Here is a 19,118-nt window from a genome sequence, read left to right on the forward strand (position 1 = left end):
CACGTGCTCACTCGTCGCCTGACCGCTGTGCTGGCCGCCACTTGCGCCGTCACGGCCTCGAACCTCTACCTGATCCAGCCGGTGCTCGGCCAGGTCGCCGCCGACCTGCGGATCGGCGAGGGCACCGCGGGCATCGTGCCGACCACCACCCAGCTCGGCTGCGCCGCCGGCATCTTGTTGCTGGTGCCGCTGGGCGACATCCGCGACCGGCGGCCGCTGATCCTGGCCATGATGGCCGCCACCACGCTGGCCCTGGTCGGCGCCGCGGTCGCGCCGTCGGTGGGCTGGCTGGCCGCCGCCGGCTTCCTGATCGGCCTGTTCACCGCGATTCCCCAGGTGGTGCTGCCGCTCGGCGTCGCGTTGAACGGCGGCGAGCGCAGCGGTCACGTGGTCGGCATCCTCCAGGGCGGCCTGTTGGTCGGGCTGCTGGCGTCCCGCGCCTACGCCGGCGCGGTCGGGGAGGCGCTCGGCTGGCGGGCGGTGTACTGGTGCTCGATGGGCATGATGATCATCGTTGGCCTGGTGCTGCTGCGGGTGCTGCCCAGCGCACCGGCCCGGTCCGCGATCAGGTACCCGGATCTGCTGCGCTCGCTGCCGAAGCTGTTGCTGGACAACCGGTCCGTGCTCCGGGTCTGCGCCGCCGGGGTGTTCGTGGGAGCCGCGTTCGGCGTGTTCTGGAACACGCTTCCCTTCGTGCTGCTGCACGACTTCGGTCTCGGGCCGGCGGTCGCCGGCCTGTTCGGGCTGGTCGCGGCGGCCAGCGCGCTGACCTCGCCGCTGGCCGGCCGGCTCACCGACCGGCTCGGGCCACGGGTCGGCCAGCTGACCCTGGTGAGCATCCTGCTGCTGGGCTGGGCCGCGCTGGCCGTCGGACAGGAGTGGCTCGGCTGGCTCGTGATCGGCACAGTGTTGTTGGACATCGGCGTGTGGGGCAACCAGGTGGTGAACCAGTCCGTCCTGTTCGGACTCGACGCCTCCCACCACAACCGGTTGAACACGCTGTACTTCTTCACCCGCTACCTGGGCATCGCCATCGGTCTGGCGTGCGGCTCGCAGCTCTGGGTGCTCGGCGGCTGGCCGGCCGTGGCCACTCTCGGACTGGTCCTCTCCGCGATCGCCCTGCCGGCGGCCGTGCTGGCCGCGCCGCGGTCAGAGCGCCAGCACGCGGTCTAGCCGGTCCTGCCACCACGTCAGCCGGTCGCCGGTCATCTCGTACCGGGCCAACAACTCCGGGTCCGGGGTCGGCGCTTTCGCCGGCACCGGCAGGTATCCGTCCACCACCGTGAACGAGTCGCGCACGACGTCCCCGGTCAGCAGCGACAAAGTGCCCAGCCCACAGGCGAAATCCAGCTCCGGCAGCGCCCCGGCCAACGCCAGCTGCGCCGCCAGGCCCACGCTCGTCTCCAGCGCCGACGACACCACCACCGGCAGTCCCGCCGCCTCCGCCACCCGCATCGCCCGCCGCACCCCGCCCAGCGGCGTGCACTTGATCACCGCCACGTCGGCCGCCTGCGACACGTCCACCTTCAGCGGATCCTCGGCCCGCCGGATCGACTCGTCCGCCGCGATCCGCACGTCCACCTGGCGCCGCACCGCCACCAGTTCCTCGATCGTGCGGCACGGCTGCTCCACGTACTCCAGGCCGCCGGCCGCCCGCTCCAGCCGCCGGATCTGGTGCACCGCGGTGTCCACGTCCCACGCCGTGTTCGCGTCGATCCGGATCTTGCCCTGAGGCCCCAGCGCGTCCCGGACCGCCTCCAGCCGGGCGATGTCCTCGCCCAGCGACTCCGAGTGGTCGGCCACCTTCACCTTCGCCGTGCCACAGCCCGACTTCGCCACGATCTCGTGTGCCTTGGCCGGTTCCACCACCGGCACCGTGCAGTTGATCGGGATCCTGGTCCGCACCGGTTCCGGCCAGCCCTGCGTGCACTGCTCCACCGCCGTCGCCAGCCACGTCGCCGCCACCGCGTCGTCGTAGTCGTCGAACGGGCAGAACTCCCCCCACCCGTTCGGGCCGCGCAGCAGCACCCCCTCCCGCACAGTGATGCCCCGGAACCGGGTTGTCATCGGGATCGAGTAGAACCGCACATCCTCGAAACTCGGCACGGGTCCCCACCCTAGTGCTGGCAGAATGAACCGGTGGCCCACGTGCTCGACGACCCGGGACCGCTGAGCCCGCTGGCCCGCGACTTCCTGGCCCGCAACGCCAAGCGCCTGCCTGTCGACCTCGGGCCGGACGACGAGCGGCTGCGGGCCGACATGCGGGCGGCGTACGGCCGGGTGGACGAGGACCTGCTCGCGCGACTGCGGTGGGCCCAGGACCGGTACGCCGGGCTGAGCTACCAGAGCCCGCTGTTCTACCAGGCCGTCTTCTTCCAGCCCCAGTTCGATCCCGAGGACGAACCGGCGATCTGGGGTGTGCTCCAGCCCGATCCGGCCGACGGCTGTTTCGACGCCGGGATGGCTGTGGACGGCACTGTCCTGTTCGGAATGTTCGAGAGCTACCGGCCCGCGTTCCCGTCGCTCGACCACTTCCTGGAATGCGACGCAGTGATGGAGTATGCCCGCCGGGGCCGCCCGTGCGACGATGATCCGCCGCCAAACCTGCGTCTTGTCGAACATGCGAGCGGATTCGACGTGGAGTGGTCCGCGAACGACGAGGCGCTGGTCCATCGCTGCGGGCTCTGGGCAGAACTGGGATTCCCCGGCCTGGCCCGCGGAATGTGGATCCGGCAAGAACCGGGAAATGCCCTGGCTCTATGATCATCCGATGACCGCGTACACCGATTTCGACCCGTTCCAGGACATGGACGTGGAGTCGCTGCCGGAGCGGCAGCTGAAGATCCTCGCCACCATCCGGGAGTGGGTCGTCGAGTACGGCTACGCGCCGAGCACCCGGGAGATCGGCGCCCGGGTCGGCCTGAAGTCCACCTCCTCGGTGTCCAAGCACTTGGCGGCCCTCGAAGAGAAGGGCTACCTGCGGCGCAGCGCCTCGGTGTCGCGGCCGATCGACGTGCGGGACTTCCTGCGCGGCAACGGCAAGAGCCGGGACCACGCCGACGGCGCGGTGAGCGTGCCGGTGGTCGGCGACATCGCCGCCGGTATTCCGATCACCGCCGAGGAACACGTCGACGACATTCTGACGCTGCCTCGGGAACTGACCGGACAGGGCACCGTATTCGCCCTGCGGGTCCGCGGCGACTCGATGGTGGACGCCGCGATCTGCGACGGCGACATGGTCGTCATCAAGAAGCAGCCGGAGGCCCATTCCGGTCAGATCGTGGCCGCCATGATCGACGGTGAAGCCACGGTGAAGGTCTATCGGAAGCGAAACGGCCACGTCTATCTGGAACCGCGGAATCCGGCCTACGACGTGATCGACGGCGATCGCGCGGAAGTGCTGGGCACGGTTGTCACCGTCCTGCGCAGTGTGTGACAAGCGGCGGGTCTGACCCGCTGGACCGCTGACCGTTTCGAGCAGGGCACCCTGGGCGTCGAACGCGGAAACACGAAGCTGCGCGCATGGAGCCGGTGGACGAGCTCCGGCCGGGGACCTAGAGATGCGGCGAGAGCTTGAGGATCTGCCGGCGGGCCAGCGGCCGGACCAGCGGCAGCATCAGCCGGACCGGCAGGGTGGGCCGGCTGCACGCCACCACGTCGGCCATGATCTCGTCGAAGGTGTGCCGCTGGAACCGCAGCACACGCTGGCTTTCCTCGGTGTCCAGCCAGTCCGTGCAGTAGGGCTCGGTGCTGAACGCCGACGCGGGCAGCTCGCCCAGCCCGTACGGGGCCATCGACCGGTACAGCAGTTCCCGGTAGCGGACCTGGCAGCCGGGCCCGCCGCCGATCAGCCAGGTGCGGCCCCAGATGTCGGCCGCGACGCCGTTGGCCACGGCCAGCCCGGCGTCGTCCCGGTGCACCAGCTCGATCCGGTTGTCCAGCGGGATCTCGAACATGATCGGGTGCGGCCGGCGGGCCTGCGGCGGCGGCACGTCGGCGAACCGGAAGATCGCCCACGGTCGCGACGACTTCCGTACCAGCGCCTCGCAATGAATCTTGTGCTCGGAGTAGGCGTCGGTGGCCACCACCGGATCGTCCGCGCGGCGCGGCGGTTCGAGGTGCTGGGTCGGCCCGTAAACGTCCAAAGTGGACGCGAACAGGATGCGGGAACCGTGTCGGCCCACCGCGTCCAGCACGGTGGCCGTGCCGCCGATGTTGACCTCACGGGCGGTTTCAGGGTTCTCGTCCACGTGCGGCGGGATGACGTAAGCCATGTGCACCACCACGTCCTGACCGCGGACAGCCCGCTGCACGGCCTCTTCGTCCCGGATGTCGGCCCACACCACGTTGGTCGCGCCGCGTGCCCGGCGGAGATTGGTCTTGTTCGGCACGTCGAAGCAGCGCACCTCGTGGCCCTGCCCGCGCAACTGCGCCACCACGCTTGACCCGATGTTGCCGAACGCCCCCGTGACCAGCACCCGCATGGCACGGGATTGTGCCCGCGGGTGGCCCGCCGCCGACAGCGACCAAATGGATAGGACAATTTGGTTCCATTAGCGGTGTGCTAGGTTCGGTTTGTGCCGGAACCGCTGCCGGTCGAGCTGATGAACACGGTCCGCCCCGACGAGGACCAGCTGGACGACGCTGTCGCCTGGCTGGACCCGGTCGGACCGGTCGACCTCGACCAACTCCGAGACCTGCGGACCGCGCTGCGGCGGCTGGCCGCGGACGCCACCGACGATCCCCGCGCGCCGGTGACCGCGATGTCCCGGCCGGACGCGCTGACCACCCTGAACTCGCTGGCCGGCCTGGCCCGCACCGAGCTGTCGTGGCCGGCCGACGGACCGCCGGAGCGCACCCTGCACGGGCCGGCCGTCGGGGTGATCGCGACCCTCGGGGTCGAATTGCTTGCCGGCGAGGCCCGCGGCCGGCTGCGCGCCTGCCTGGCCCCCAACTGCGTGCTGTACTTCGTGAAGGAGCACACCCGCCGCGAATGGTGCTCGCCGAACTGCGGCAACCGGGCGCGGGTGGCCCGCCACTACCAGCGCCACCGTCAGGACTGACCGATGCACAGTGTGAAGACCGAGTTCACCGGGTCGCAGGGCGAGCCGCTGGCCGCTCGGCTGGAGCTGCCCGAGGAGACGCCCTGCGCGTACGCCTTGTTCGCGCACTGCTTCACGTGCGGCAAGGACGTGCTGGCCGCGTCCCGGATCGCCAAGGCGCTCACCGAGTTCGGGATCGCCGTGCTGCGCTTCGACTTCACCGGCCTCGGTGGCTCCGGCGGGGACTTCGGCAACACCGACTTCTCCTCCAACATCGAGGATCTGGTGCTGGCGGCCGAACATCTGCGGGCCACCCATGCTGCCCCGACACTGCTGATCGGGCACTCCCTTGGCGGCGCGGCCGTGCTGGCCGCTCGGCGGCGGATCCCCGAGGTGCGGGCCGTGGCCACCATCGGCGCACCGGCCGATCCCGAGCATGTGCTGAGCCTGATCGGGCACCGCCGGGAGGACATCGAGCGTGACGGCGAGGCCGATGTCGTGCTCGGCGGCCGGAAGTTCCGGGTACGAGCCGGTTTCCTGGCCGACATCGCCGCCCAGCCGCAGGCCGAGTGCATCGCGACGCTCGGGGCGGCGCTGCTGGTGATGCACTCTCCCGTGGACGAGCTGGTCGGTGTCGACCACGCGCGGCGGATCTTCGACACCGCCCGGCATCCCAAGTCGTTCCTGGCCATCGACGGCGCCGACCATCTGCTGACCAAGCGGGCCGACGCCGAGTTCGTGGCCTCCGTGCTGGCCGCGTGGGCGCGGCGGTACGCGTTCAGTCCGTCGGGAAGTCGGCCGAGCGACTGATCTCCGCCCACTTCTCCATCTCGGCCCCGCGCTTGGCCTCCGACTGGCGCACCAGGTCCACGGCCCGCGCGCCGAGCAGCAGCCGCAGCGGCGCCTCTTCGCCGTGCACCATGTCCACGATCACCTGGCCCGCGCGGACCGGGTCGCCGGGCCAAGTCGCGGCGGTCTCGGCGCGGTAGCGGTCCATCTCGCCGACCGTGCCGTCGTAGTCGGGGTCGATCGCGGCGTCGCTGGCGAACGCGGCCCAGTCGGTGCGGAACGGGCCCGGCTCGATGATCGTCACCTTCACGCCGAACGGCTTGACCTCGTTGTTCAGCACCTCGGAGAAGCCCTCCACGGCGAACTTGGCCGACTGGTAGGCGCTCAGACCCGGCGAGCCGCCGACCCGGCCGCCGACCGAGGAGAACTGGAGGATGTGCCCGCTGCGCTGCTTTCGCAGCAGCGGCAGCGCCGCCTTGGTCACATTGACCACGCCGAAGAAGTTGGCCTCGAACTGGTCGCGGAAGTCCTTCTCGGCCATGAACTCGATCGGGGCGCTGGCGGCGTAGCCGGCGTTGTTGGCCACGACGTCCAGGCCGCCGAACTTCTCCTGCGCGAACCGGACCGCCGCCTTCGCCGCCTCGGCGTCGGTGACGTCCAGGGCGAAGGCCGCCACCTTGTCGCCGTACTTGCGCACCAGGTCGTCGAGCTGCTCAGGCCGGCGCGCCGTCGCCAGCACGTTGTCGCCGGCCGCCAGCGCCGCCTCGGCCAGTTCCCGGCCCAGGCCACGGGAGCTGCCGGTGATCAGCCAGGTCCTCATCGTCGGTCCCACCTCAATCTCGTAACTAACTGGATGGTTACATCAACCATGACAGCACCATCGATGTTCCGTGTCAACTATCTAGTTAGTTGATACGCTGGTCACATGGCCAGGGACGCGAACGCCACCCGACAGCGGCTGCTCGACGCCGCGACCGCCGAGTTCGCCGAGCACGGCATCGCCGGCGCCCGGGTCGACCGGGTGGCCGCCGCCGCCGGCTGCAACAAGGCGCTGATCTACTCGTACTTCGGCAACAAGGACCAGCTGTTCGAGGCGGTCTTCGCCCGCGACATCGCCCAGTTCTACGAGCTGGTGCCCTTCGACGCCGCCGACCTGCCCGGCTACGCCGGCCGGCTGTTCGACCACTACGAGACCCACCCGGTCACGCTTCGGCTGTCCACGTGGTACCGCATGGAACGGGCCGACGTCGCCCTGCCCGCCGTGTCCGCCGTCAACGGCGTGCGCCTCGACCGGCTCCGCCAGGCCCAGGCCGACGGCTCCGTGCCCGGTCACTTCGACCCCGTGCAGCTGCTCGTCCTGCTCCAGGCCGTGCCCGCCGCGTGGGCCACCACCAACCCCGAACTGGCCGGCTCGTCCTCCCGCGAGTTCCGCCGGCGGACCGTCGTCGACGCCGTGCGCAAACTCCTCGCGTGATCGGTCAGTCCGAGATCAGGTGGGCTGGCGGGTCGACGGTAGCGAAACCGACTGACGCTCAGCTAGTTCGCCGGAGCCATATTCCCTCGTTGGCGGGCGCGATAGGTGGCGCCCTTGACCTTGTTGCCACAGGTGGTCATTGAGCACCATTCCCGACGGAAGCCGCGGGAACGGTCAATGAAGACCTGATTGCATTCCGGGCGCTGGCATTCCTTGAGCAGGGTGACGTCGGGGCCGCCGAGGAGGTCGACGGCGGCGCGGGCGACGGTGGCGAGGACCTGCTCGGGGGTGGCCTCGACGTGCCGGCCGGCCGGGGTGAGCTGCGGCACGACCGGGGCGAGCCGGGCGTGGTCGTTGAGGAGGACGACGTCGGAGTCGCGCTGGGGGTCGCCGAACAGGCGCACGGCAATGAGGGCGTAGATGGCCTCACGGAGGGCGATTGCCCTGGCCAGGTCGATGGAGTTGCTGGCCGGACCGGCATCGACGAGCCGGGATTCGAAGAACCATGCGGTCAGGGCGGCGGGGGTGTCGAGCATCTCGAGCGGGTCGTCGAAGCGGCGGCCGCGCAGCGTGCCGACGAAGTCCAGCGCGGGATGGTCGCACGGGAAGCGGTGAACCATGCGCACCAGTTTGACAGGTGCGCAGACCCCGTGCAACGCTGCACACCGTTCTAACCGGTGCGCGATTGTCGAAGACCATCGAACACCGGTCCGACAGGTGCCGAGTGGAGACGCCAGTGATCACACGGGAGCAGTACCTCGACTTCTTCGCCAACGCCCTGAACGCAATGGCCGACATCGTCGCGGAACTGGGCGACGAACTGGCCAACCGGCGGCTGCCGCTGCCCGGCGCGAACACGCCGTACGCGGTGCTCCACCACAGCCTCGGCGCGATCGGCTACTGGGTCGGCGAAGTGGTGCTCGGCCGGCCGGCCCACCGCGACCGCGACGCCGAGTTCACCGCCGCCGGACCGATCGCCCCGCTGCTGACGCGTGTGCACGAAGCCATCGACCAGCTCAAGCAGGACATCGCCGAGGCCCGGGACGACGTGCACAGCTCGGGCGCGCTGCTGCACGTCTACACCGACGTCGTCCAGCACCACGGCCAACTGCAGATCATGCGCGACGCACTCGTCGCCGCGGCCTGATGCACCCGGTGAAGTCGCCGCCGGTGTCCCACGGCCGCGACCGCCACGTGATCGCCGTGCCGGTGCTGCCCGATTCGGTGCCCCTCGAGGTGGCGGTGGTGCAGCAGGTGTTCGGCCGCCGTCCCTTCCCCGGCGCCGGCGACCTGTCCAGCCGCTACCAGGTCGTGTTGTGCGGGGAACGCCGTCGCCAGCCGCTGGCCTGCGGTGTGGACCTGGGTGACCTGGCCCCGATGGAGACGGTGTTGACCGCCGACACGGTGTTCGTGCCCGGCGTGGAGAACCCGTTCGCACCGCGCAGCCGATCGGTGCTGGCGATGTTGCGGACGGCCTTTCTCCACGGGGCGCGCATGGTCGGGCTGTGCGGCGGCGCGTTTCTGCTGGGCCGCGCCGGCGTGCTTGACGGCCGGCGGGCCACCACCCACTGGCTGTACTCGCAGGCGCTCCGCGAGGAGTTCCCGTTGGCCCAGGTGGAAATCGACCGGGTGTTCGTGACCGACGGGACCGTGCACACCTGCGGCGGCGAACTGTCCACTGCGGACGTCGCGTTGCACCTGCTGTCGCTGGACGTCGGCGACGCGTACGCCGACGCTGTCGGTCGGATGCTCGTGGCGGCCCCGAACCGGTCCGGCGAGCAACTGTCCCGCGACCCGGACGGCCAGTTCATGGAGGATTTTCTCAGCTGGCTACGGGAACACGTGCACGAGCCGCTCACGTTGAACCGGTTGTCGGCGCACGCGCACGTGAGCGAGAGGAGCCTGGTGCGCAAGTTCCGGCAGGCGACCGGCACCAGCATCTTCGACTGGATCGCCCGGGAGCGGGTCGAGCGGGCGAAAACCCTGCTGGAGACCACCGATCATCTGGTCACCGACATCGCGGTGCTGGTCGGCTTCGGCTCGGCCGAGTCGCTGCGCCGCAGCTTCGTCAAACACGTCGGCATCTCGGCCCGCAGCTATCGGGCCAGGGTCCGGCCGACACGGAATTCCGGAGGCAGTCATGGCTGAGATCACCGACGAACAGGCCGCCGCCCGCCGCCGCGAGCGCTTCGGCGCCCTGCCCGAAAGGGTGCGCGCCGAGCACACCGGGGAAGTCGTGCCGCCCGAACGGTTCGAGTTCACCGGCGTCGACCCCGACACCGAGTGGATGATCCGCTACAGCGCCTGAAACTCGGTTGACCCCATGCGTTGTGATGGGGACATGACCGAGCTGCCGGAGCATGTGCGCGTCAACCGCGAGTACTGGGACACACAAGCCGCGAGGTATGCACCCGCCGGCGAGCGGTCGTGGCGGTCGAACGAGGTGACGTGGGGCGTCTTCCACATCCCACAGAGCGAGGCCCCGCTGTTCCCCGACGACGTCGACGGCATGGACGCGATCGAGCTGGGCTGCGGCACCGCGTACGTCAGCTCCTGGCTGGCCCGCCGCGGCGCCCGGCCCGTCGGCATCGACAACTCCGAGGCCCAGTTGGCCACCGCCCGCCGTCTTCAGGCCGAGCACGGCCTGGAATTCCCGCTGCTGCACGGCAATGCCGAACAGGTGCCGTACCCGGACGCCTCGTTCGACCTGGCCGTCAGCGAATACGGCGCCGCCATCTGGTGCGACCCGTACGTCTGGATTCCCGAGGCCGCCCGCCTGCTGCGTCCCGGCGGCCGGCTCGCTTTCCTCGGCAACAGCGTCGTTTCCGTGCTCTGCGCCCCCGACGACGAGGACGAGCGGCCCACCGACCGCATGCTCCGTCCGCAGCGCGGCCTGCACAGAACGCCGTGGCCCGAGGGCTCCGTCGACTTCCACCTCGGCCACGGCGACATGATCCGCCTGTTGCGGGCCAACGGTTTCGAGGTCGAGGACCTCATCGAGATCTACGCCCCCGAGGGCGCGGCCGACTCCTCCTACGCCTACGCGCCGGCCGAATGGTCCCGCAAGTGGCCGGTCGAGGAGGTCTGGAAGGCCCGCCGCCGCTGATCACAGTCGGCCGATGAGCGCGCGGACCTCGTTCGCGACCTCGTCCGGGGCTTCGTAAACCGGTGTGTGCCCCGTTTGCACGAGGCAGAGGCGTGCATCGGGAATGCCGCCCACCAACTCGTTGGCGTGCTCGACGGTGCGGGCCTTGTCGAGCACGCCGTGCACCACCGTGACCGGACAGCGGATCTCACCCAGCCTCGGCGCCGCGTCCAGGTCGCGCTGACTCCGCAACACCCCCAACGCGGCCGCCGCCGGCACCCCCGCCGCATACCCCAACAACGCCGCCCGGTCGACCGGCTCAATCGGCGTGGCAAACGACCGGTCGATCAGCGCCGCGTGCAGATCCGGTCCCCAGCCCTCCTGCATCGTCGCGATGATCCGCTCCGCGTCACCGTGCCCATGCATGTTGGCGCCCGTGTTGACCAGCACCAGCCCCCGCACCCGCGCCGGATACGCGATCGCCAGCTGCAACGCGATCGCCCCGCCCGTCGAATGGCCCAGCACCACTCCCGGCTCCGGGTACCTCCGCACGATCCGCTCCGCGACCGTCGGCACATCCCACGGCCCCGGCTCCGTCAGCCACGACACCCCGGTCACCGCCACCTCGCCGGCCAGCCTTTCCGCCAGCCGGTCGAACACTCTCGGCGCACACAACGTGCCGGGAATCGCCAGTACCTCAGGCATGGGCACCTCCTCTTCCCTGCCCAACCTAAGCGGTGCTTGCGATTGCCGGGAGAGGCGGGTAGGCCAGCACACCGATCCATGGGTCAGGGCGGAGAAGGCATTGAGGGTACGCACGCCCGCGGACAACGGACAACCGTCACACTTCCGTCACAGTCCTAGGTCGGGGCGGGCACACCGGGGATTCACGCTGGCCGTATGGACCGAAGCGTGGTGTACGAGATGGCGACGAAGGTGTTGGCGAGGCTGCTGCTGCCGGTGGCGAAGGTGCGGGAGCCGAGAGAGGCTCGGCATCGGGCGGCGCAGTGGGCGTTGGGACTGAGGTTCCCGAAGGAGTCGCTGGAGGGGCTGACGCCGGAGACGAGGAGGGCGTTCGAGGGGGCGAGGACGGAGGCGTTGTGGCGGGACGGCCAGTTGATCGGGCTGACGTCGGGGTATCGGGACGCGGCGGAGCAGCATCGGTTGTGGCAGGAGCTGGGAAACCGGGTGTTGCGGCCGAGTGAGTCGGAGCACGTGCGGGGAATGGCGCTGGATGTGCGGCCGACCGAGGGGGCGCGGTGGCTGGAGCGCAACGGGGACAGGTACAGCCTCTACAGCCGGTACGACAACGAGCCCTGGCATTTCGAGTTGGCGCAGCGGCGACCGGAGCGGCAGCCGCATCCTGGGGCGGCGCCGGTGCGGCGGTCGTGCTAACCACTGTGTATCCGATCGAGGGAGGCGCGGTGGCCCAGCTGTTGCTCGTCGAGGATGACGCGGTGCTGGCGGAGGCGCTGGCCCGGGCACTGACGGCGCTGGGGCACGAGGTGACGGTGGCGCCGACGGGAGAGCAGGCCCTGGAGTCCCTGTTCGAGAAGAGGGCGCCGGCGGATCTGGTGTTGCTGGACGTGATGCTGCCGGGAATCGACGGGTTCGAGGTGTGCCGGAAGATCCGGGCGAAGTCGACGGTGCCGGTGGTGTTGTTGACGGCCCGGGGCGACCCGGTGGACATGGTGGTGGGCCTGGAGGGCGGCGCGGACGACTACGTGGTGAAGCCGGCGGAGCCGAGGGTGCTGGACGCCCGGGTGAAGACGATCCTGCGCCGCACGTCGTCGAGCCCGCAGCAGCACACCGTGCACACCTTCGGCGACCTGTCGATCGACAGCGAGGCCATGATCGTCACGAGGGGCGGCGAGGAACTGCACCTGACGTCCACGGAAATGCGGCTGCTGCTGGAGTTCGCGGACCACCCGGGCCAGGTGTTGTCCCGGCAGGCGCTGCTGAAAAGGGTGTGGGACTACGGGTTCGCGGGCGATTCGCGGCTGGTGGACGCGGCGGTGGCCCGGCTGCGGGCGAAGATCGAGCCGGACCCGGGCAACCCGACGCTGCTGCGCACGGCCCGAGGACTCGGCTACCGTCTGGTCAAACCGTGAGGCGCTGGCATCCGGGCCTGCGCACGAGCATCGTGCTCACGGTCATCGCGATCACGGTGGCGGCGACGGGCACGATGGCGCTGTTGTCCTACCAGTTGCAGCAGACCGAGATCAGGGAGCGGTTCAAGGCGGCGGCGAAGGCCGACTTCGGCTCGGACCGGCAGCAGATCCACCAGTGGCTGGTGAACTCCCGCAGCACCGAACAGTCCAAACTGGACAGTGTCGGAGAGTATCTGAACGGCCGGCTGGCGCTGGACTGGTCCATCCTGAACTTCAACGCCAGCCTCGGCCCGCAGTCCTCGCTGGGACCGGGCGGCTACGTGCCGGTCTCCGGCCGGCCGGGGCCGTTCGACCGGAGTCGGGTCGAGGAAGCCCGAGCCAAGGAGACGGCGACGGTCGACTACAACGACATCGTTGACGGGAGCCTGCACTACATCGTCATGGGCCAGGCCGAGCCGGGCATGATCCTGGTCGAGATCTACAGCACCGAGATCGCCGACCGGCAGCTGGCCAGGGTGCGGCTGGAGCTGACGGCGGCCGCCGCGGGCGTGATCCTGGTCGGCAGCCTGCTGGGCCTGTTGGCCGCCCGCCGCATCCAGCGCCGGGTCCGGGTGGCGGCGGGCGCGGCGCGCACGCTGGGCTCGGGCGCCCTCGACACGCGGCTGCCGGTGCAGGGTCGGGACGAGTTCGCGGACCTGGCCGGCTCGTTCAACTCGATGGCCCAGCGGCTCGGCGAGTCCATCGAGGAGCTGCGCCGCAAGGACGAGCAACAGCGCCAGTTCGTCGCCGACGTCGCGCACGACCTGCGGACCCCGATGGCGGTGTTGATCGCCGCCAGCGACGGCCTGGACGGGCCGGAGCGGGAGCGCTCGGCCGAGCTGATCGGCACGCAGACCCGGCGGCTGAGCGCGCTGGTCGAGGACCTGCTGGAGATGTCCCGGTTCGACGCCGGCGCGGCCGAGTTCCGACCGGAACCCGTTGACCTGCAAGCGCTCTGCGTGGACGTGGTGGAGATGGTGGGCGCCGACATCCCGGTCGCGGCCAGCGGCGACGGCGTCGTGACCGGCGATCCGCGCCGGCTGCACACCATCGTCCGCAACCTGGTCAGCAACGCCCTGCACCACGGCGCGCCGCCGATCACCATCACCATCGACGGCACCGCCGAGCCCGAGGTCCGGGTGGCGGTGCGGGATCACGGGCCGGGCCTGCCGCCGGAGCTGGGGTCGAAGGTGTTCGACCGGTTCGTCCGCGGCGACCGCTCCCGGCGCGGCGAGGGCAGCGGCCTCGGCCTGGCCATCGCCTACGAGAACGCGGTGCTGCACGGCGGCCGGATCGAAGTGACAAGTCCCGGCGGCGCGGAGTTCACCCTGGTGGTACCGCGGTCCACCGCGATCGACCCCGACTGACCAGCGGTTTTGCCTACCTGAAAACGACTCGGAAAGGCATGACCGCTTTCTTGATTCACGTACGTGGAGCTACCCGTTCCGCCCATTGCCGCCGCGTCAAAGCGACCTTGATACTGCCGGAACCCCGCCCTGTGTTTCCGGAGGTTCCCGCGTGTTCCGAACAAGGTTCCGCACCAGGTTCCGCACGAGACTGCTGGCGCCGCTGGCGTCGGTCGCGGTCGTCGCCGGGCTGCTCGCCGTCGCGCACCCGGCCGACGCGACGGCGCCGTCGGCCACGGCTCCCCTGCTGACCGCGCAGTTCAGCCAGACATCGACCTGGAGCAACGGCTACAACGGCAGCTACACCATCGCCAACGCCGGCACGGCCGCCAGCACCACCTGGGTCGTCGAGTTCGACCTGCCCAGCGGCTCCACCGTGACCAAGGCCTGGAACGCCACACTGTCCCAGACCGGCCAGCACTACAAGCTGGCCAACGTCAGCTACAACGGCGCGGTCAAACCCGGAGCCAGCACCAGCTTCGGGTTCGGCGTCAGCGGCCTGGCCACCCCGACCGGCTGCCTGCTCAACGGGGCCGCCTGCACCGGCGGCCCGACGACCACCAGCACGACCACAACAACGACAACCACAACCACCACGACCACCACCACGCCGCCCAGCGGCCCGGTCGTGAACGTCGCCACCGCGGCTGAGCTGATCGCCGCGCTGGGCAGCGCCGCCCCGGGCCAGACGATCAGGCTGGCCTCGGGGACGTACCACGGTTCCTTCGTCACGCAGCGGGCCGGCACCGCGGCCGAGCCCATCACGCTGACCGGGCCGGCCGACGCCGTGCTGGTCAACGACGGGCCGGCCGGCGACCCGCCGGACTGCGCCGCGCCGGCCGCCGGCTACGACTCGGGCTACGGCCTCTGGCTGTTCGGCGCCCCGTACTGGAATCTCACCGGTTTCACCGTGTCGGACTCCAAAAAGGGCATCGTTGTGGACAACTCCCCGCACACCGTCATCGACGGCGTCACCGTGCGGCGGGTCGACGAGGAGGGCATCCATTTCCGGCGCTCCTCGGCGGACAGCGTCGTGCGCGATTCCACGGTCACCGACACCGGTCTGGTGCAGCCGGGCTACGGCGAGGGTGTCTACATCGGATCGGCGGTGTCGAACTGGCCCTGCTATGGCAACACCGGCGGCGTCGACCGGGGTGACCGGGTGCAGGTGCTGAACAATCATCTGGGCCCGAACGTCGCGGCCGAGCTGATCGACGTCAAGGAGGGCACCACCGGCGGCGTGATCAGTGGCAACACCTTCGACGGCCAGGGCGTCAGCGGCGAGAACTCGGCCGATTCCTGGGTGGACGTCAAGGGCACCGGCTACACGATCGACGCGAACAAGGGCACGTTCACCAGCCCCGGCACCTTCGCCGACGGCTACCAGACGCACAACGTGAGCACTACGCCGGCATTTGCCAGCGGCTGCGGGAACGTCTGGCGGAACAACTCCTCCGATCTCGGCGGCGTCGGCCAGTACGCCATCAACGTGACTTCGGTGTCCAAGTGCGCGGGAACGCCGAACGTGGTCTACGCCTCCAACACCGTGACCAATGCGGTGAAGGGCCTGACCAACATCGCGGTCACGCCCTAATCCCGTCCGGCCGGCCGGACGGGAGTCCGGCCGGCCCCGACCCGCCGCAGTTCGTAGACCGCGATGGCTATTGCCACCAGCATGAATCCGATGGCACAGCCCAACGTCGTGGACAGCGCGGCCGGAAAGCCGCCGGCGGCGGTGGCGTAGAAGACGGTCGCGAGCACGGCGGTGCCGATCGCGGTGCCGATCCGCTGACCGGTCTGCAACGCGCCGCCGGCCACCCCGGCGATGCTGTTCGGCACACATTCCAGGGTCAAGGTGGTGTTGGGCGAGATGACCGCGCCGCCACCGATTCCGGCGAGCAGCAATGGGATCGCGATCGCGCCGCCAATCACGTCTTGCGGGACCAGTAGCACGACCACCGCGACGACCGCCAGCCCTATCATGATGAGACTCAGTCCCGCCACCGTCAGCGCGCGGCCCAGCCGGGAAACCAGCCGGCCGGCGACCGCCGCCATGATCGAGGAACCGACCGCGAACGGCGTCACGGTGAGTCCGGACTGCAACGGCGTGTAGTGCAGCCCCTTCTGCAGGAACAGCGACATCACCAGGAAAATGCCGGCGAACCCGCAGAAGTACACCGATCCCAGCAGCAAACCGGACGAGTAGCCGGAAACCTCGGTGAACAACCGCAGGTCCAGCAGCGGCGTGCCGCCCCGGGCGACCACCCGGCGCTCCCACCAGACGAACACCAGGCCGAAAACCGGCGTCAGCGCGGCGATTAGCCACAACGGACCGGTCGAGCCGCTCTCGGACTCCACGATCGGCAGCAACACGCCGAGCACCGCGACCCCGAGCAGGACGGCGCCGACATAGTCGATCCGGCCCCGCAATCCCCGGCCACCGCCGTCGAGGCCGTCTCGATCCCTTTTGGGCAGCCAGCGCAGCGCCAGCACGAACGCCAGCACGCCGACCGGCACGTTGACGTAGAACACCCAGCGCCAGCCGGTCTCGTCGCCGAACGCGGCCAGGATCAGGCCGCCCAGGATCGGCCCGGTCGCGGTGGAAATGCCGATGGTGGCCCCGAGCAGACCGAACGCGCGGCCCCGTTCGGCGCCGCGGAACAGATCCTGGATCAGGCCGGAGTTCTGCGGTGTGAGCAAGCCGGCGGCCAGTCCCTGCAGCAGTCGCGCGCCGATCAGCAGCGTCTCGTTCGGGGCCGCGCCGGCCAGCGCGCTGGTGACCACGAAAGCCGTCAAAGAGATGAGGAACATCACCCGTCGGCCGAGCACGTCACCCAACCGGCCGCCGGCAACCAGTGACAACCCGAAGGTGAGCGCATATCCGGACACGATCCACTGCACAGATCCGGCCGAGGCCCCCAGACCGTTCTGCACCGACGGTAGCGCCACGTTCACGATGCTGACGTCGAGCAAGCTCATGAAGCCGGCGGCAAGGCTGACCGTCAGCGCTTTCCACCGCCGCGGATCCGGTTCGCTCACCGCTCCATCCTGCGCCACCCATGGCGGCCACGCCGAGCGGGCGGGCAATCCTCGACCTGCGGCGAATCCGGACCTAACGCTCTTCCCACCACCACCTGATCCGGTGAAGAATCGGCCGTTACAACTGTCTTCGCTGGTCTGTTCGGCGTACTACCGGCACATCACTGGCGGACCGGCGTCTTGACAACTTCTGCCCGATCGGCCGGCTGGGGGTGACCGACCCCACCCGGTTAGCCGCTCAATTTTCTTTCGAGTCGGTGAGTCATTATGTGCGGAGTATCGACTAGACTGGCCGCAGTCGCGTCGACGGGGCACGCCTCTTTGACAGCGAGCATTACGCCACGTTCCGACCCAGACGGAGAAACATCCATGGCACAGAAGACCATCGTCCAGCTGATCGACGACCTCGATGGCGGTGAGGCCAACGAGAGCGTGTCCTTCGGACTCGACGGCGTCGAGTACACCATCGACCTGTCCGAGGACAACGCCGCGAAGCTGCGGGACGGCCTGTCCGCTTTCGTTGAGAAGGCGCAGCGCGTCGGTGGCCGCAAGCAGCGGGGCGGCGCCACCACCGCGGTGAAGGCCGGCGGCGACCGCGCGCAGAACCAGGCCATTCGCGAGTGGGCCCGCAGCCAGGGTGAGAAGATCTCCGACCGCGGCCGCATCCCGGCCGAGCTGGTGGCCAAGTTCCAGGCCGCCCACGGCAGCTGAACAGACCACGTAATGCCTTCGATGGCGCCCGCGTGAAGCGGGCGCCATCGGCGTGTTCGCCGATCCGCATTTCGGTGTGCCGGAGAGCGTGACTCGCCGGGGTTTGTGAGCCACGCCACAAGAGGCTGGGGCCGGAGATGGCGAATCCCGCTCTCGGGCGGCCATGACGGATTCATGGCCGCCCGAGAGCGGGATTCGGTTGCCGTAGGGGCGGGTCGCGCGGACTTCAGCGGGGACCGCGGACCGGGACGCACCTCGGCGGAGCAGACCTCTGGGGCCGGACCCGCCGCTCCCCTCGACCAGCGGGTCCGCTTCCCCGAAGTCCCCGGTACGTCAACTATGGTGAACAAGCGGTCACGGTCGAAAGGGGTTGGCCGTTGCCAACCCAGGAAACACCCGGATCTTGCCCCTAGGGGCTTACATAATCGATCGTGTGCTGATCGTGGTGGACACAGATCCCGGCGTCGATGACGCGTTCGCTCTGGTCGGGCTGCTGGCCCGGGCTCGCCGGGGCGACTGCCGGGTGCTGGCGATCGGCACGGTGCACGGCAACCTGCCGCCGGCCCCGGGCGCGGATAACGCCCTGCGCATCACCGAACTGCTCGAGATGGCCGTGCCGGTGGCCGTGGGGGCGGCGAAACCGCTGGTCGGGCCGGAGATGCAGTCGGGTCAGATCGTGCACGGGGAGGACGGTCTGGGCGGCAACGCCGGCCCGAAGCCCCGGGCCACGCCGACCGCGGAGTCGGCCGCCGACCAGTTGGTCCGGTTAACCAGAACGCACCCGGGCGAGATCACCGTGCTGGCGCTGGGCCCGCTGACCAACCTGGCGCTGGCCCTGGCGGCCGAGCCGGCGCTGCCGACCCTGGTCAAGAACGTGGTGTGGATGGGCGGCGTGTTCGACCGCCCGGGCACGGTCGGGATCGTCCAGGAGCCCAACGCCTGGCACGACCCGGAGGCGGCCGAGCAGGTGCTGGCCGCCGGCTTCGCGCTGACCGTGGTGCCGATCGACGCGGTGGAGCAGGCCTGGGCCGACGAGGCCTGGCTGGCCGAGCTGGCCGGCGTCGACCATCCGGTGGCCCGCGCGCTGACCGCCTGGCACAAGCAGTACCTGGACTTCTACTCGGGCACGGCGGCCGCCGGGCACGGCGGCCCGGGCATGCTGCTGTACGACCCGGTGGCGGCGGCGATCGCCCTGAACCCCGAGCTCGGCCGGTACGAGCGCCACGAGGTGGTGGTCGAACTGCAGGGCTACCTGCGCGGAGCCACCCTGGTGGACCGCCGGGCGGCCCCGCTGCCGGGCACCGAGCTGCCGGCCCGCCGGCCGGTCCAGGTGGCCGTCGGGGCCGACAGCGACCGGATCCTGGCCGATTTGCTGGCAGACATCGCCGGGCTGGGGAGGTATGTGTAATACCCTCGGCGGCG

At 70.0% G+C, this 19,118-nt stretch carries 22 protein-coding genes; 16 read left to right on the forward strand and 6 right to left on the reverse strand.

Going from position 1 to position 19,118, the window contains the following annotated elements:
* Window positions 1-3: 3 nt before the first annotated feature.
* Window positions 4-1,173, forward strand: a complete 1,170-nt coding sequence (locus JJ691_RS30555; protein ID WP_211763054.1) for an MFS transporter — start codon at window positions 4-6, stop codon at window positions 1,171-1,173.
* On the opposite strand, the gene JJ691_RS52560 is transcribed toward JJ691_RS30555, so the two are convergent.
* Complete coding sequence (locus JJ691_RS52560) at window positions 1,150-2,067, reverse strand: o-succinylbenzoate synthase (protein ID WP_249228292.1); 918 nt, start codon at window positions 2,065-2,067, stop codon at window positions 1,150-1,152. The two genes, JJ691_RS30555 and JJ691_RS52560, sit on opposite strands and share 24 nt — an antisense overlap.
* 72 nt (window positions 2,068-2,139) lie before the next feature.
* On the opposite strand from JJ691_RS52560, the gene JJ691_RS52565 reads away from it, so the two are divergent.
* Window positions 2,140-2,763 (forward strand): hypothetical protein, encoded by a 624-nt coding sequence (locus tag JJ691_RS52565; protein ID WP_249227112.1) that lies wholly within the window; start codon window positions 2,140-2,142, stop codon window positions 2,761-2,763.
* 7 nt (window positions 2,764-2,770) lie between these two features.
* The gene (gene lexA / locus JJ691_RS30565; RefSeq protein WP_211763056.1) at window positions 2,771-3,436 is read left to right on the forward strand and encodes a transcriptional repressor LexA; all 666 of its coding nucleotides are present in this window, start codon (window positions 2,771-2,773) and stop codon (window positions 3,434-3,436) included.
* Window positions 3,437-3,554: 118 nt separating this feature from the next.
* Here the strand turns inward: lexA and JJ691_RS30570 are convergent, their stop codons facing one another.
* A complete protein-coding gene (locus JJ691_RS30570) occupies window positions 3,555-4,484 on the reverse strand; it encodes an NAD-dependent epimerase/dehydratase family protein (RefSeq protein WP_211763057.1) in 930 nt (309 codons plus the stop codon).
* Window positions 4,485-4,577: 93 nt separating this feature from the next.
* Between JJ691_RS30570 and JJ691_RS52570 the strand changes: the two genes are divergently transcribed.
* A complete protein-coding gene (locus JJ691_RS52570; protein WP_249227113.1) occupies window positions 4,578-5,063 on the forward strand; it encodes a CGNR zinc finger domain-containing protein in 486 nt (161 codons plus the stop codon).
* A 3-nt stretch (window positions 5,064-5,066) separates the two neighbouring features.
* Window positions 5,067-5,852: an alpha/beta hydrolase family protein gene (locus tag JJ691_RS30580; RefSeq protein WP_211763058.1), complete on the forward strand. Its 786-nt coding sequence runs from the start codon at window positions 5,067-5,069 to the stop codon at window positions 5,850-5,852.
* On the opposite strand, the gene JJ691_RS30585 is transcribed toward JJ691_RS30580, so the two are convergent.
* Entirely contained in the window at window positions 5,821-6,651 is an 831-nt protein-coding gene (locus tag JJ691_RS30585; RefSeq protein WP_249227114.1) for an oxidoreductase, read from the reverse strand. The two genes, JJ691_RS30580 and JJ691_RS30585, sit on opposite strands and share 32 nt — an antisense overlap.
* 105 nt (window positions 6,652-6,756) lie before the next feature.
* On the opposite strand from JJ691_RS30585, the gene JJ691_RS30590 reads away from it, so the two are divergent.
* Entirely contained in the window at window positions 6,757-7,305 is a 549-nt protein-coding gene (locus JJ691_RS30590) for a TetR family transcriptional regulator (protein ID WP_211763060.1), read from the forward strand.
* Between the two features lie 62 nt (window positions 7,306-7,367).
* Here the strand turns inward: JJ691_RS30590 and JJ691_RS30595 are convergent, their stop codons facing one another.
* On the reverse strand, window positions 7,368-7,925 hold the full coding sequence (locus JJ691_RS30595) for a CGNR zinc finger domain-containing protein (RefSeq protein ID WP_211763061.1): 558 nt from the start codon (window positions 7,923-7,925) through the stop codon (window positions 7,368-7,370).
* Between the two features lie 116 nt (window positions 7,926-8,041).
* Here JJ691_RS30595 and JJ691_RS30600 point away from each other — a divergent pair, with 116 nt between their 5' ends.
* Genes JJ691_RS30600 through JJ691_RS30615 form a run of 4 tightly spaced genes read left to right on the forward strand, consistent with a single transcriptional unit; the run spans window position 8,042 to window position 10,411 of the window.
* Window positions 8,042-8,452 carry a DUF664 domain-containing protein gene (locus JJ691_RS30600; protein WP_211763062.1) on the forward strand — a complete coding sequence of 137 codons (411 nt, stop codon included), beginning with the start codon at window positions 8,042-8,044 and terminating at the stop codon, window positions 8,450-8,452.
* Window positions 8,452-9,453 carry a GlxA family transcriptional regulator gene (locus JJ691_RS30605; RefSeq protein ID WP_211763063.1) on the forward strand — a complete coding sequence of 334 codons (1,002 nt, stop codon included), beginning with the start codon at window positions 8,452-8,454 and terminating at the stop codon, window positions 9,451-9,453. Before JJ691_RS30600 ends, JJ691_RS30605 begins: the two co-directional genes overlap by 1 nt.
* Window positions 9,446-9,613: a hypothetical protein gene (locus JJ691_RS30610; protein ID WP_211763064.1), complete on the forward strand. Its 168-nt coding sequence runs from the start codon at window positions 9,446-9,448 to the stop codon at window positions 9,611-9,613. The genes JJ691_RS30605 and JJ691_RS30610 overlap by 8 nt, the downstream gene beginning before the upstream one ends.
* Window positions 9,614-9,646: 33 nt before the next feature.
* The gene (locus tag JJ691_RS30615) at window positions 9,647-10,411 is read left to right on the forward strand and encodes a class I SAM-dependent methyltransferase (RefSeq protein WP_211763065.1); all 765 of its coding nucleotides are present in this window, start codon (window positions 9,647-9,649) and stop codon (window positions 10,409-10,411) included.
* On the opposite strand, the gene JJ691_RS30620 is transcribed toward JJ691_RS30615, so the two are convergent.
* Window positions 10,412-11,095 (reverse strand): alpha/beta fold hydrolase, encoded by a 684-nt coding sequence (locus JJ691_RS30620; protein ID WP_211763066.1) that lies wholly within the window; start codon window positions 11,093-11,095, stop codon window positions 10,412-10,414. It abuts the gene before it with no gap.
* Window positions 11,096-11,290: 195 nt separating this feature from the next.
* Here JJ691_RS30620 and JJ691_RS30625 point away from each other — a divergent pair, with 195 nt between their 5' ends.
* From JJ691_RS30625 to JJ691_RS30640, 4 genes are all read left to right on the forward strand, one after another.
* Window positions 11,291-11,785, forward strand: a complete 495-nt coding sequence (locus JJ691_RS30625; protein ID WP_211763067.1) for a D-alanyl-D-alanine carboxypeptidase family protein — start codon at window positions 11,291-11,293, stop codon at window positions 11,783-11,785.
* Window positions 11,786-11,814: 29 nt separating this feature from the next.
* The gene (locus JJ691_RS30630; protein ID WP_211763068.1) at window positions 11,815-12,501 is read left to right on the forward strand and encodes a response regulator transcription factor; all 687 of its coding nucleotides are present in this window, start codon (window positions 11,815-11,817) and stop codon (window positions 12,499-12,501) included.
* Window positions 12,498-13,907 carry a sensor histidine kinase gene (locus tag JJ691_RS30635; protein ID WP_211763069.1) on the forward strand — a complete coding sequence of 470 codons (1,410 nt, stop codon included), beginning with the start codon at window positions 12,498-12,500 and terminating at the stop codon, window positions 13,905-13,907. The genes JJ691_RS30630 and JJ691_RS30635 overlap by 4 nt, the downstream gene beginning before the upstream one ends.
* A 151-nt stretch (window positions 13,908-14,058) precedes the next feature.
* Window positions 14,059-15,540, forward strand: a complete 1,482-nt coding sequence (locus JJ691_RS30640) for a cellulose binding domain-containing protein (RefSeq protein ID WP_249227115.1) — start codon at window positions 14,059-14,061, stop codon at window positions 15,538-15,540.
* Here the strand turns inward: JJ691_RS30640 and JJ691_RS30645 are convergent.
* Window positions 15,537-16,925, reverse strand: coding sequence for an MFS transporter (locus JJ691_RS30645; protein WP_211771809.1), 1,389 nt, complete (start codon window positions 16,923-16,925; stop codon window positions 15,537-15,539). The genes JJ691_RS30640 and JJ691_RS30645 overlap by 4 nt on opposite strands.
* Window positions 16,926-17,354: 429 nt before the next feature.
* On the opposite strand from JJ691_RS30645, the gene JJ691_RS30650 reads away from it, so the two are divergent.
* Window positions 17,355-17,696, forward strand: coding sequence for a histone-like nucleoid-structuring protein Lsr2 (locus tag JJ691_RS30650; RefSeq protein WP_211763070.1), 342 nt, complete (start codon window positions 17,355-17,357; stop codon window positions 17,694-17,696).
* 433 nt (window positions 17,697-18,129) lie between these two features.
* A complete protein-coding gene (locus JJ691_RS30655) occupies window positions 18,130-19,104 on the forward strand; it encodes a nucleoside hydrolase (RefSeq protein WP_211763071.1) in 975 nt (324 codons plus the stop codon).
* Window positions 19,105-19,118 lie beyond the last annotated feature (14 nt).

It is taken from the genome of Kutzneria sp. CA-103260, from assembly GCF_018263855.1.
Classification (GTDB): domain Bacteria; phylum Actinomycetota; class Actinomycetes; order Mycobacteriales; family Pseudonocardiaceae; genus Kutzneria.

Excerpts from the sequence above, each read along its gene's own strand:
- JJ691_RS30590 (WP_211763060.1), top strand. The coding sequence starts at position 6,757 with ATGGCCAGGGACGCGAACGCCACCCGACAGCGGCTGCTCGACGCCGCG.
- JJ691_RS30645 (WP_211771809.1), bottom strand. The coding sequence starts at position 16,925 with ATGAGCTTGCTCGACGTCAGCATCGTGAACGTGGCGCTACCGTCGGTG.
- JJ691_RS30615 (WP_211763065.1), top strand. The coding sequence starts at position 9,647 with ATGACCGAGCTGCCGGAGCATGTGCGCGTCAACCGCGAGTACTGGGAC.
- JJ691_RS30620 (WP_211763066.1), bottom strand. The coding sequence starts at position 11,095 with ATGCCTGAGGTACTGGCGATTCCCGGCACGTTGTGTGCGCCGAGAGTG.
- JJ691_RS30625 (WP_211763067.1), top strand. The coding sequence starts at position 11,291 with ATGGACCGAAGCGTGGTGTACGAGATGGCGACGAAGGTGTTGGCGAGG.
- JJ691_RS30610 (WP_211763064.1), top strand. The coding sequence starts at position 9,446 with ATGGCTGAGATCACCGACGAACAGGCCGCCGCCCGCCGCCGCGAGCGC.
- JJ691_RS30605 (WP_211763063.1), top strand. The coding sequence starts at position 8,452 with ATGCACCCGGTGAAGTCGCCGCCGGTGTCCCACGGCCGCGACCGCCAC.
- JJ691_RS52560 (WP_249228292.1), bottom strand. The coding sequence starts at position 2,067 with ATGACAACCCGGTTCCGGGGCATCACTGTGCGGGAGGGGGTGCTGCTG.
- JJ691_RS30650 (WP_211763070.1), top strand. The coding sequence starts at position 17,355 with ATGGCACAGAAGACCATCGTCCAGCTGATCGACGACCTCGATGGCGGT.
- lexA (WP_211763056.1), top strand. The coding sequence starts at position 2,771 with ATGACCGCGTACACCGATTTCGACCCGTTCCAGGACATGGACGTGGAG.
- JJ691_RS30580 (WP_211763058.1), top strand. The coding sequence starts at position 5,067 with ATGCACAGTGTGAAGACCGAGTTCACCGGGTCGCAGGGCGAGCCGCTG.
- JJ691_RS30570 (WP_211763057.1), bottom strand. The coding sequence starts at position 4,484 with ATGCGGGTGCTGGTCACGGGGGCGTTCGGCAACATCGGGTCAAGCGTG.
- JJ691_RS30585 (WP_249227114.1), bottom strand. The coding sequence starts at position 6,651 with ATGAGGACCTGGCTGATCACCGGCAGCTCCCGTGGCCTGGGCCGGGAA.
- JJ691_RS30595 (WP_211763061.1), bottom strand. The coding sequence starts at position 7,925 with ATGGTTCACCGCTTCCCGTGCGACCATCCCGCGCTGGACTTCGTCGGC.